12 protein-coding genes are annotated in these 12,570 nt (G+C 43.8%); 7 read left to right on the top strand and 5 right to left on the bottom strand.

Features of this window, described 5'->3' with window-relative positions; genetic code table 11:
* Genes ABE547_RS12530 through ABE547_RS12550 form a run of 5 tightly spaced genes read right to left on the bottom strand, consistent with a single transcriptional unit; the run spans position 1 to position 3,717 of the window.
* Entirely contained in the window at positions 1-555 is a 555-nt protein-coding gene (locus ABE547_RS12530) for a chromate transporter (protein ID WP_347379100.1), read from the bottom strand.
* On the bottom strand, positions 552-1,103 hold the full coding sequence (locus ABE547_RS12535; RefSeq protein WP_347379101.1) for a chromate transporter: 552 nt from the start codon (positions 1,101-1,103) through the stop codon (positions 552-554). The genes ABE547_RS12530 and ABE547_RS12535 overlap by 4 nt, the downstream gene beginning before the upstream one ends.
* 25 nt (positions 1,104-1,128) lie before the next feature.
* Complete coding sequence (locus ABE547_RS12540) at positions 1,129-1,641, bottom strand: DUF4364 family protein (RefSeq protein WP_347379102.1); 513 nt, start codon at positions 1,639-1,641, stop codon at positions 1,129-1,131.
* Positions 1,638-2,567 (bottom strand): TIGR01212 family radical SAM protein, encoded by a 930-nt coding sequence (locus ABE547_RS12545; RefSeq protein WP_347379103.1) that lies wholly within the window; start codon positions 2,565-2,567, stop codon positions 1,638-1,640. The genes ABE547_RS12540 and ABE547_RS12545 overlap by 4 nt, the downstream gene beginning before the upstream one ends.
* Before the next feature lies 1 nt (position 2,568).
* The gene (locus tag ABE547_RS12550) at positions 2,569-3,717 is read right to left on the bottom strand and encodes an NADP-dependent malic enzyme (RefSeq protein WP_347379104.1); all 1,149 of its coding nucleotides are present in this window, start codon (positions 3,715-3,717) and stop codon (positions 2,569-2,571) included.
* Between the two features lie 311 nt (positions 3,718-4,028).
* Here ABE547_RS12550 and rho point away from each other — a divergent pair, with 311 nt between their 5' ends.
* From rho to ABE547_RS12585, 7 genes are all read left to right on the top strand, one after another.
* A complete protein-coding gene (gene rho, locus ABE547_RS12555) occupies positions 4,029-5,366 on the top strand; it encodes a transcription termination factor Rho (RefSeq protein WP_347379105.1) in 1,338 nt (445 codons plus the stop codon).
* 100 nt (positions 5,367-5,466) lie between these two features.
* Positions 5,467-5,670, top strand: a complete 204-nt coding sequence (gene rpmE / locus ABE547_RS12560; RefSeq protein WP_235248735.1) for a 50S ribosomal protein L31 — start codon at positions 5,467-5,469, stop codon at positions 5,668-5,670.
* 71 nt (positions 5,671-5,741) lie between these two features.
* Positions 5,742-6,680: a DUF1385 domain-containing protein gene (locus ABE547_RS12565; protein ID WP_347379106.1), complete on the top strand. Its 939-nt coding sequence runs from the start codon at positions 5,742-5,744 to the stop codon at positions 6,678-6,680.
* Complete coding sequence (gene prmC / locus ABE547_RS12570; RefSeq protein ID WP_347379107.1) at positions 6,643-7,494, top strand: peptide chain release factor N(5)-glutamine methyltransferase; 852 nt, start codon at positions 6,643-6,645, stop codon at positions 7,492-7,494. Before ABE547_RS12565 ends, prmC begins: the two co-directional genes overlap by 38 nt.
* 59 nt (positions 7,495-7,553) lie before the next feature.
* The gene (gene prfA, locus ABE547_RS12575) at positions 7,554-8,624 is read left to right on the top strand and encodes a peptide chain release factor 1 (protein WP_235248738.1); all 1,071 of its coding nucleotides are present in this window, start codon (positions 7,554-7,556) and stop codon (positions 8,622-8,624) included.
* Positions 8,625-8,737: 113 nt separating this feature from the next.
* On the top strand, positions 8,738-10,519 hold the full coding sequence (locus ABE547_RS12580) for an ABC transporter ATP-binding protein (RefSeq protein WP_347379108.1): 1,782 nt from the start codon (positions 8,738-8,740) through the stop codon (positions 10,517-10,519).
* Between the two features lie 16 nt (positions 10,520-10,535).
* Positions 10,536-12,473 (top strand): bifunctional UDP-sugar hydrolase/5'-nucleotidase, encoded by a 1,938-nt coding sequence (locus ABE547_RS12585; protein ID WP_347379109.1) that lies wholly within the window; start codon positions 10,536-10,538, stop codon positions 12,471-12,473.
* Positions 12,474-12,570: the final 97 nt, after the last annotated feature.

Here is a 12,570-nt window from a genome sequence, read left to right on the forward strand (position 1 = left end):
CTATAACTGGAACAGGATTCCAATGACTGCACCTGCTGCAATCCATACAAGCGGGTGCAGTTTTTTTAATTGTTTGATCTGAAGCAGTAAAAATGCTGCCAGACAGATCAGGGCACTCAGAATATCAATCTGAGAAACGCCGTTCCTGGTGACAACGATCGCAATCTGCAGAAGTTCCCATACTGCATATCCGATTAATGCGGCAACGGTTGGGCGAATTCCGTAGAAAACGGATTTTACCGTCGGATTTTCACTGAAGTTTTCGAGAAAACGGGCAATGATCACGATAATCACCAGTGCAGGTGCTGTTAAGGACAGTGTGGCAACGATTGCACCGGGAATTCCGGCTGCAGAGTATCCGGCATAGGTCGCCATATTGACGCCGACCGGTCCTGGGGTGCTTTCACTGATGGCAATCATGTTGGCAAGTTCGTTCGCGGTAAACCAGTCATATTTGGTCGTAAGATCCATTAAAAAAGGAACCGTCGCCATGCCTCCGCCTATGGAGAACAGACCAATCTTAAAGAATTCAAATGCAAGTGTAAGATAGATCATTTCCTGGTCCTCCCTTCCACAGAGCGTGCGATAACGCCGATGATTCCTGCCAGTACGATAATGAGTGCGGTTGGTACCGGAGTAAAGCAGGCAAGGATGAACGCCGCAACAAAAAGAATTCCTCCCAGAATGTCAATGATTCCTTTTCGTGCCATAGTTACGACTGTGTTCAGCATCAATGCACATACAATGATGCGGATACCGGCAAGCGCATGTTCCACTGCAGGCAGATGAATAAAGTTCTGAAGAATGGATGCAACAAGGCAGATAATTATGATAGAAGGAGATATGACGCCGAGTGTAGCGGCCACTCCACCAAAAAAGCCTGCCTGTTTATATCCGACATAGGTGGCTGTATTGACGGCGATGATGCCGGGGGTACACTGGCCGATTGCGTACATGTCCAGAATCTCTTCTTCGGTACACCAGTGATGGGTTTCCACGACTTCGCGCTGAAGCATGGGAAGCATCGCAAGACCTCCGCCGAAAGTCAGTCCTCCGATTTTGAAAAAGCTGATATAAAGTTGTGCCATTTTTTTAAGTTTCATATTGTTTATTCCTTTTCGTCAAGATTTATAACAAATGTGTCATGATTAATGCGTAGATTTCCTGATTCTTTTTGGTCCAGTTATTGGCAATTGTCTCAGCCTCTGCTTCTGTTGGAGCAGTGAGCGTCAGATCGATCAGAGGAAATCCGTGTTCGAGTACCTGACATCGTACAGAATATTCCCTGTTTGAATTCTTATAATAATCAGATTTGACCGAAACTTCGTTTTTTAATTCATATTGTTTGGCTTTCAGAAAAGCATTGATATCTTCCTGAATAGCGGGTGAGATATCATTTTTAAAAAAATGAATGGTCTCGGCACCTTCTTCGGTAAGGTGGTAGAAGGTACGGCTGTGTGTGGATTCTTCACGGATAAATCCGGAATCGATCAGCTCTGAAATAGCCTGTTGCAGGTTGAAATAAGTGGTGTAGCCTTCGTCCAGAATGAACTCAGATATCTGAGAATTCGTCAGAGGGAAGTCTACTTTATTTAACATATATAAAATGATAAGCTTGTATAACTTGAATGATTGGGTCATAATGAAAACTCCTTTCCCTGCCAGATGTCGTGTGCTTTAAAATAAGCCTGCATGGTATTTAAGACCTGACGTTTATTGGCTGTCCACAGGGGGGCGAGCAAAAGTGATTTTGGCCCGTCACCGGTCAGACGATGGATGACAATATCCGGGCGAAGCTCTTCAAGACATCTGCCGAGCAGTTCAAAATATTCCTCCATCTCAGGAAGTTCAAACGGGTGGGAAAGGTAGGCATCCGCCAGATCCGTTCCCTTTAGTATGTGCAGAAGCTGAAGCTTTACTCCCTGGATATCCTGTGTGTTCAGATAATGCATGGTGTCAAGCATATCTTTGGTGCTTTCGCCCGGAAGACACAGGATAGTATGAACGATTACCTCGATATTGCGGGCACGCAGTTCCTTTACAGCCTGTTCAAAGACTGGAAGATCATATCCTCGTCGGATATAGAGTGCCGTATCAGGATGAATGGTCTGAAGTCCAAGTTCAATCCAGACAGGCTTTATCTGATTCAGTTCACTGAGCAGATCCAGAATCTCTGAATCCAGACAATCCGGTCTGGTTGCAATTGACAGGATGCGGATATCCGGATGAAGAATTGCTTCCGTGAAGATCTGCCTCAGGTATTCTACCGGTGCAAAAGTGTTGGTATAAGCCTGAAAATAAGCGATATAGGAAGTACCCGTCTGCTTCCCTGCTACTCTGGCTTTGCCGTGCTCAATCTGTTCCGTGATAGAAAGAGCCGGTGCCTCTGCAAAATCACCAGAACCGCCGGCACTGCAGAATATGCAGCCCCGGCGTCCCAGAGTACCATCTCGATTGGGGCACGTCATTCCCCCGTTCAATGAGATCTTATATATTTTTTCACCATATGTTTTCTTTAGATAATAGTCCAGAGAATAATATCTTTTCTCGTCCCAGCGAACGGTCATATCAGATCAGTTCCTTTACCGCACGGCTTACGACATCTGATACACGAGGATCAAATGCTTCCGGCAGAATGTTATTTTCGTTCAATTCATCATCAGAAACCAGTCCGGCGATGGCTTTTGCGGTTGCAAGCTTCATCTCTTCTGTGATGGAAGAAGCACGTCCTTCCAGTGCACCTCTGAAGATACCGGGGAAGGCAACCACGTTATTTACCTGATTCGGAAAATCAGAACGTCCGGTACCGACTACTTTTGCGCCTGCAGCTTTCGCGAGGTCCGGCATGATCTCCGGAACCGGGTTGGCCATTGCAAAGATGATCGCATCTTTGTTCATGGATGCAACCATTTCCTGAGTCACGATATTCGGAGCAGACACACCAACGAAGATATCAGCGCCTTTCAGGGCATCGGCAAGAGTACCTTTCTGATTGTCGAGGTTTGTGACTTCTACCATTCTCTGCTGCATCCAGTTCAGATTCGGAGAATCTTTTCCGATAATTCCGTTGATGTCGCACATGGTGACATGTCTGAATCCATAGGTAAGGAGAAGCTTCGTGATTGCGACACCGGCAGAACCAGCACCGTTAATGACAACCCGGGAATCTTCCTTGTTCTTTCCGGTTACTTTCATGGCATTGATGATGCCGGCGAGAACGACGATTGCCGTACCGTGCTGATCATCATGAAATACCGGGATATCAAGGAGTTCTTTTAATCGTTCTTCAATTTCAAAGCATCTTGGAGCACTGATGTCTTCCAGATTGATGCCGCCAAAGGCAGGTGCGATATTTACCACCGTTTTGATGATTTCTTCTGTATCCTGAGTATCCAGACAGATAGGAACAGCATTGACGCCGCCAAATTCTTTAAACAGAACCGCCTTTCCTTCCATTACCGGCATTGCAGCAAGGGCTCCGATATTACCAAGTCCCAGTACGGCACTTCCATCAGATACGACAGCAATTGTGTTGGATTTTATCGTATAGGTGTATGCCGCTTCTTTGTCTTTGGCAATTACCTTACATGGCTCCGCAACTCCGGGAGTATAGGCAATTGCCAGATCTTCGCGGGAGTTTACATGAGATTTTGCGGTCGTTTCTATCTTTCCCTGCCATTCTTCGTGCATCTTAAGCGCTTTTTCACTATTTGTCATTGGAATACCACCTTTTCATATGTTCTTTCTTATTATAATTATAAATTGCAAACCGTGTATTGACACTGTCGGTGTTTACGGGATAAAAAGCATTTGTACACCGACGCTATAATAATAGCATCACTGCCAGATCAAGTCAATAAAACATAATGATTCAGAAAACCCTTTAAAAATATGAATTTGTGTTGTATAATATCCTATATTAATATTTCCATATCGTCATTTCAGACGAATTTCTCCAGTAATAATACATGATTAATATGAAAATTAATATGAAATATAAAAATATTATTATGAAAGGATAGAATAGAATGAGAGAAAAATATGAATCATTACCTTTGGCAACATTAAAGGATCTTGCAAAGGCAAGAGGATTAAAGGGAATATCTGCAATGAAAAAAGCAGAGCTGATTGAATGTATGCTTGAGGAAGATGAAAAAGAAAAAAAGGCATCCAGAGAAACCGTAAAGGAAATGTCTGCAAATACAGGAGATAAAGAAGTCCATGATATAGACAAGCTTGACAGTGGTGTAACTGCACATGGAATTCTGGAGGTTATGCCGGATGGATATGGATTTATCAGAAGTGATAACTACCTTCCGGGAGAAAATGACGTATATGTGTCACCTTCCCAGATCCGCAGATTTAACCTGAAAACAGGAGATATTCTGGAGGGAAATACTAGAATTAAGACACAGCAGGAAAAGTTCAGCGCACTTCTATATCTGACCAAAATTAATGAAATGGATCCGATGAGGGCAATGCGGAGAGGAAATTTTGAAGATATGACTCCAATCTTTCCGGATGAAAGGCTTCGCCTTGAGTGCGGTAAGACCAGTACGGCAATGCGGATCGTGGATCTGCTGTCTCCGATCGGAAAAGGACAAAGAGGTATGATCGTATCCCCTCCGAAAGCAGGAAAGACGACACTCTTAAAACAGGTGGCATTGTCTGTTCAGAAAAATAATCCTGAGATTCATCTGCTGATTCTCCTGATTGATGAACGTCCGGAAGAAGTAACAGATATCAAAGAGTCTATTGCGGGGAAAAATGTGGAAGTTATCTATTCTACGTTTGATGAGCTTCCGGAGCATCATAAACGAGTATCTGAGATGGTGATCGAACGTGCAAAACGACTGGTGGAACATAAAAAGGATGTTATGATCCTTCTTGACAGTATCACAAGACTGGCAAGAGCATATAACCTGACTGTACCGCCATCAGGAAGAACGCTGTCAGGAGGTCTCGATCCGGCTGCACTTCACATGCCGAAACGATTCTTTGGAGCCGCAAGAAATATGCGTGAAGGCGGAAGCCTTACCATCCTTGCGACGGCACTGGTAGATACCGGAAGTAAAATGGACGATGTTGTATATGAAGAGTTTAAGGGTACCGGTAATATGGAACTGGTACTGGATCGTAAGCTATCAGAAAAAAGGGTATTTCCGGCAATTGATATTCCGAAGTCCGGGACGAGAAGGGAAGATCTTCTGCTTACCAGAGAAGAGCAGGAGGCAGTGGACAGCATGCGCCGTGCTTTGAACGGGCTGCGTCCGGAAGAAGCGGTAGATAATATTCTGAACATGTTTACCAGAACGCATAATAATGCAGAACTGATACAAATGGTAAAAAAGACAAAATTAATCTAGACAAAGGCAATTATATGTGCTACAATAACAAAGCTGTTTAATTTAATGAACATTATTGCACATATGATGCATGTGACAAAATAAAGAAGAGGTGAAAATCATGAAAGAAGGAATACATCCAAAATATTATCAGGCAACTGTAACTTGTAACTGTGGTAATACATTCGTAACAGGATCTACAAACGAAGAAATCCACGTAGAAATCTGTTCTAAATGTCATCCATTCTATACAGGACAGCAGAAAGCAACTCAGGCTCGTGGCCGTGTTGATAAGTTCAATAAGAAATACGGAATGGGAAAATAAGTTAGCAAGTAATGGGTTGAGGTTGTTTAATCTCAACCTTTTTTGCACTTTGGGATAAAAAGGAGTAATACATGAAATCATCTAATATTGGCGGTCAGGCCGTTCTGGAAGGAATCATGATGAAGCATAAGGATGATTATGCAGTCGCAGTACGTAAGCCGGACGGCGGGATCGCAGTTCAGAAGGAAACTTATCACAGCATCACCGGAAAGTGGAAAAAGCTCACAACGATACCGTTTATCAGAGGAGTGTTTAATTTTATCGATTCTATGGTGCTTGGAATTAAGACAATGATGTTTTCTGCGAGCTTTTATGAAGAAGAGGAAGAAGAAAAAGCGTTGACAGACGAAGAGACCAGAAAGAAAGAGAAGCAGGAAAGCGTTATGATGGGAGCAACTGTGGCAGTTTCTTTTGTAATTGCAATTGCGATCTTTATGGTGCTTCCGTACTTTCTGTCATCACTTTTAAAACCACTGATCGATTCTTATGCTGTGCGAACAGTGATAGAGGGATTCGTAAGAATTGGCATTTTTATTCTGTATGTGCTTCTGATTTCCAGAATGGAAGATATTCAGAGGACATTCATGTACCATGGAGCAGAGCATAAATGTATCAACTGCATTGAACACGGTCTTCCGCTTACGGTGGAAAATGTAAGAAAGAGTTCCAGACAGCACAAGAGATGTGGAACGAGCTTTTTGTTCTTTGTACTGGCAATCAGCATTCTTCTTCTCCTGGTGGTACGTGTAGAGTCACCGGTTATGAGAGTGTTTGTCAGGATTGCACTGCTTCCGGTAATTGCAGGGATATCGTATGAAATCCTGAGACTTGCCGGACGAAGCGAGAATCCGCTGATCAATCTGTTAAGCAAACCGGGACTGGCAATTCAGAAGATGACGACAAAAGAGCCGGATGATGGAATGATAGAGGTGGCAATTGAGGCGGTAGAGGCAGTGTTTGATTGGAGAGCGTATGAGGAAGAAAACTTTCACACTTCAGCAGATATATAAAGAAGGAATCGAAAGGCTTCGGGAAGCAGGGATAAAAGAGGCAGAACTGGATGCATGGTATCTGTTGGAGTATACTACAGGCATTACAAAAGCTTCTTATTACGGAGAGCCTGCAAAAGAAGTGGATGAAGAGAAAGCGCTGGAATATCTGGAAAAGATTCGGATTCGGAGCACCAGAGTTCCTCTGCAGCACATCACCGGTGAACAGGAATTTATGGGGTATCCGTTTCTGGTCAACGATCACGTCCTGATCCCGAGACAGGATACGGAGACTCTGGTAGAAGAAGCGCTGAAAATATCTTATACGGGAATGAAGATGCTGGACATGTGTACCGGTTCGGGATGCATTCTTTTCAGTATGCTGAAGATGAAGCCGGGAATTGAGGGAACCGGCTGTGATATCTCTGAAGAAGCGCTGAAGGTCGCGGAAGCGAACCGGAAACGACTGGAAGTAAATGCAAAATTAATACAGAGTGATCTGTTTGAGCATATTGAAGGTACTTATGATATGATCGTGTCGAATCCGCCATATATCAGAACGGCTGTGATTGCAGAACTTCAGGATGAAGTGAGACTGCATGATCCATGGATCGCACTGGACGGAAAAGAAGACGGGCTCTTCTTTTACAGAAAAATTGTGTGTGAAAGCGGGCAATATCTCAGAAAAGGCGGTGCTTTACTGTTTGAAATCGGTCATGACCAGGGAGAGGCGGTTTCAGAGCTTATGAAGGCTGAAGGATATTCTGACGTGAGGGTAAAAAAGGATCTGGCAGGACTTGACCGAGTAGTAATCGGCATGTACAATAAAGAATAATGGTGTTTTAAGCTGGTTAAGAGAAAAAGGATAGAAGATAGATACGAGGAGGAAAAATTATGTTTGATAAATTAGAAGATCTGCTCATTCGCCTGGAAGAAATCTTAAGCGAACTTCAGGAACCGGATGTTGCAAATGATCCGAACAGATTCCGGAAATTGATGAAGGAGCAGAATGAGCTGACTCCGATTGTGGAGGCATACAAGGAATACAAGGCATGCAAACAGGCAATCGAGGACAGTCTGGAGATGCTGAATGAAGAGACGGATGAAGAGATGCGTGAGCTCGCAAAAGAAGAGCTGAATGATGCAAAGAAGAGAGTTGAGGAACTGGAACAGGAACTGAAGATTCTTCTTCTTCCGAAGGATCCGAATGATGATAAGAATGTTATCGTGGAGATCCGCGCCGGTGCAGGCGGAGATGAAGCAGCATTATTTGCAGCAGAGATCTATCGTATGTATCTGCATTATGCGGAGAGCCAGAGGTGGAAGGTTGAACTGGTGGAATGCGAAGAAATCGGTATCGGCGGTATGAAAAACGTGACATTTATGATAAACGGAAAGGGAGCATATTCTGTAATGAAATATGAGTCCGGTGTACATCGTGTACAGAGAGTTCCGGAGACAGAATCCGGCGGACGAATTCATACTTCAACCATTACAGTTGCAGTAATGCCGGAAGCCGAAGATGTAGATATTCAGATCGACGAAAAAGATATTCGTATCGATGTAATGCGTGCATCGGGTAATGGCGGACAGTGCGTCAATACGACAGACTCTGCGGTTCGTCTGACTCACTATCCGACGGGAATTGTAATTTACAGCCAGACAGAAAAGTCACAGCTGCAGAATAAAGATAAGGCATTCGCACTTTTACGTGCAAAATTGTATGACATGGAGTGTCAGAAACGGCATGATGCGGAAGCTGAGGCAAGAAAGAGCCAGATCGGAACAGGAGACCGTTCTGAGAAAATCCGTACTTACAACTTCCCGCAGGGTCGTGTCACAGATCATCGAATCGGCCTTACATTATACAAACTTGACAAAATCATGAATGGTGACATTCAGGAAATCATCGACGCATGCATCGCAGCTGACCAGGCTGCAAAACTTGCAAACATGAACGAATAACACGAACGCGCCAGATATGAAAAAAAGGACGACGCAAATGTATTTGTGTGCGTCCTTTTTTCATATCTGGCATGTGAGTGAAACGAACATTGAGGAGAAACGAGGGGAGTATAATGAAAGAAAAACTGAAAAAATTATTTGCATATTACAAACCATATCGCTTCCTGTTTTACAGCGATATGCTATTTGCCGTTCTGGGTGCTGTGATTACCTTGATCATTCCCCTGATCGTTCGCTATATCACGAATGAGGTGGTGTATTTTGAAGCCGGGGATGCTGTAAAGATGATCACAGAACTGGGAATCGTTATGATTCTTCTGGTCTTTCTGGAGATTTTCTGTAATTTTTACATCGGATATTTCGGGCATATCATGGGAGCAAAGATGGAAGCAGATATGCGAAAGGATATTTTCGGACATTATCAGAAGCTGACGTTTGCTTTTTATGACAATCAGAAGGTCGGACATCTGCTGTCCAGGATCACAAGTGACCTGTTTGATATCAGTGAGCTTCTGCACCACGGACCAGAGGATCTGGTGATCTCTGTAATCAAGATCATCGGTTCTTTTTCGATTCTTCTGATGGTGAATGGAAAACTTGCACTGATTGCGTTTGCATTTATCCCGGTGATGCTTCTGTTTGCTTTTTATTATAATCGGAAGATGAAGGCTGCATTTAAGAAAAACAGAGAGAAGATCGCGGATATCAACAGCCAGATCGAAGACAGTCTTGCGGGGATCCGGGTGGTAAAGTCTTTTGCAAATGAAAAAGTAGAAATGAAAAAGTTCAATGTGGGAAACAATAATTTTGTGGAAGCGAAGAAGCTGAGCTACCGGTATATGGGAATCTATAATTCCGGGCTGGGTGCGATGACCACATTGATTACGGTAGTGGTTCTTCTGGCAGGAGTAGGAATGATGTTAAATGGAACCGTTGCACTTGCGGATCTGCTGACATTTTTCCTGTATATTAATAATTTTACGGATCCGGTGAAAAAGCTGGTCAGTTTTACGGAGCAGTTTCAGAATGGATATTCCGGGTTTGAGCGGTTTCTGGAAATATTGTCGATTGCTCCGGATATTGCGGATAAGCCGGATGCAGAGGCAATGCCCAAAGTACGCGGAGAAATCGAATTTAAAGATGTCTCTTTTGGATACGAAGAGCAGTCTGAAAGAGTATTAAGACATGTGAATCTGAAAGTAAAGGCGGGCGATTATGTAGCGCTGGTGGGATCTTCCGGTGTTGGAAAGACCACACTGTGCAGTCTGATTCCGAGGTTTTATGAGGTGTCAGATGGAGCGATTTTCATAGATGGGAAAGATATCCGGGATATCAGGCTGAATGATCTGCGCAATCATATCGGAATCGTGCAGCAGGACGTATATCTATTTGCCGGAACAATTATGGATAACATCAGGTACGGAAGGCCGGAGGCGACGGACGAAGAAGTGATCCGGGCGGCAAGAAATGCCAATGCACATGATTTTATCATGAGCTTCCCGGACGGATATGATACGGATATCGGACAGCGTGGAGTAAAACTTTCCGGTGGGCAGAAACAGAGGCTGTCGATTGCAAGAGTATTTCTTAAGAATCCGCCGATTCTGATTTTTGATGAGGCGACCTCAGCTCTGGATAACGAAAGTGAGCAGGTTGTTCAGAAGTCACTGGAGCATCTGGCGAAGAACCGTACAACATTTGTGATCGCTCACAGATTGACCACCATTCAGAACGCACAGCGAATTCTGGTGTTAACAGAATCCGGGATCGCCGAGGAGGGAACACATGAGGAATTGCTGGAAAAGAGGGGAATCTATGAGTCACTGTACCATAGAAACTTTGATACAGGCCTGTCCGGGGTTATGTCAAAAGAAGCTATTATAAAGGATGAATAAGGGGGATATGTCGGGAATGAATATAAAAAACAGAATGTCATCGGTAATGCTGATCATTATCATGCTGTGCAGCATGTCTGTAACATCGGTTCTTGCAGAGGATGAGAAGAATGCAGAAGAAGGGGTAACAATATTATTTACGCATGATATGCATTCTCATATGGATCCATACAAGGTATCAGATGAGGATGATCAGACGATTATGATCGGAGGACTGGGAAAGCTGAAGACACTTGCAGATCAGAAGAAGGCAGAGAATCCTGCAACATTTCTTCTGGACGGCGGTGATTTTTCTATGGGAACACTGTACCAGACCATCTATGAAACAGAAGCAGCTGAACTTGCTATGATGGGATATGTCGGCTATGATGCGACAACCTTTGGCAATCACGAATTTGATTATCGGAGTGAAGGAATCAGCAATATGCTGCATGCGGCAGTTCAGACTGCTGTACAGGATCCGCAGATAAAACTTCCGGTTCTTGTCAGCTCGAACATTGACTGGGAAAAGAATACTTCCGAAGACAATTTGCTGGTAAAGCAGGCGATGGATGAGTATGGTGCTTCTTCCTGCGCTGTGATTGAGCATGGAGGAGTACGAGTGGGCGTGTTCGGTGTCCTGGGAGAGGATGCAGATGATTGTGCTCCGGAAAGCGGACTGGAATTTGAAGATATCGTTGAAGCTTCGGAAAAAGCAGTGGATCAGCTTGAGGAAGAAGATGTCGATATGATCGTATGTCTGTCACACAGTGGGACGAATGAGAACAGAAAGAAGTCAGAAGACGAGATTCTTGCAGAGAAGGTTCCTGAAATCGATGTGATCATCAGCGGACATACGCATTCCACTTTGGAAGAACCGATTCAGTCCGGAGATACGTATATCGTGTCCGGGGGACCGTATTGTGAGAATCTGGGAGAACTTACCCTGACCGAAAAAGAAAACGGACGCTGGGAAATGAAATCATACAGTCTGAACCGGCTGGATGAAACGATAACGGTCGATGAAAATGTGACAGCAAAGCTTGAACAATATAAAAATAAAGTGAATTCAGAATATCTGTCCGGATTCGGATATACATTTGACCAGGTTCTGGCAGAGAATGAGGTTGAATTTACACAGATGGATGAGTTTGCAGAGACTCTTAAGGAGGATTCTCTCGGGAATCTGATTGCAGATTCATATGTATATGCGGTTCAGAAAGCCGAGGGAGACGATTATGAAAAGGTAGACGTGGCAATTGCACCGTCAGGAACCATCCGTGATACCTTCCAGAAAGGAGAACTGACGGTCTCTGATGCATTTAATGTCTGTTCACTCGGGATCGGTGCAGACCGGATTCCGGGATATCCTCTGGTCAGTGTATATCTGACCGGAAAAGAACTGAAGACAGCAGCAGAGATCGATGTGTCGGTGTCGCCGCTTATGACAGCGGCACAGCTGTATCCGAGCGGACTTACCTGGGAATATAATCCGAACCGGATGATCCTGAATCGCGTGACGGATGTAAAGCTGGTAACAAATGTCCCTTATTCCGAAGAAAAGGAATGGGTTACGATCAAGGATGACCAACTTTATCGTGTGGTGGCAGGTTTATATTCTGCACAGATGCTGGGCTCGGTAGAGGATACTTCGAAAGGAATCCTGAAAATCGTGCCAAAGGATCAGGATGGCAATGCGATCGAAGATTTTGAACAGTACATTATTCATGATCAGGGAGGTGCTGAGGTAAAGGAGTGGTATGCGCTTGCATCCTATCTGGAATCTTTTGAAAAGAATCAGAATGGAATCTCACAGGTACCTTCTTACTATGGCGAATATGAGGGAAGAAAGTGTGAAAATGACAGTAAGAATATCATAGATATTCTGAAAAATCCGAATAAAATTGCGGTGATTCTATACATGATCATCCTTGGAATTGTCGTAATTCTGTGTTGGGATACAATAGATAGGTAACAAATAAAATACAAGGATTCACTTCGATATGATATATTGGAGTTGACGAAAAACCAATGATCTTAACGAAAGGAGAATCCTTGTATGCCAAGTTTAT

Origin of the sequence: Dorea sp. YH-dor226, assembly GCF_039832105.1 — a bacterium.
GTDB lineage: Bacteria > Bacillota > Clostridia > Lachnospirales > Lachnospiraceae > Dorea_A.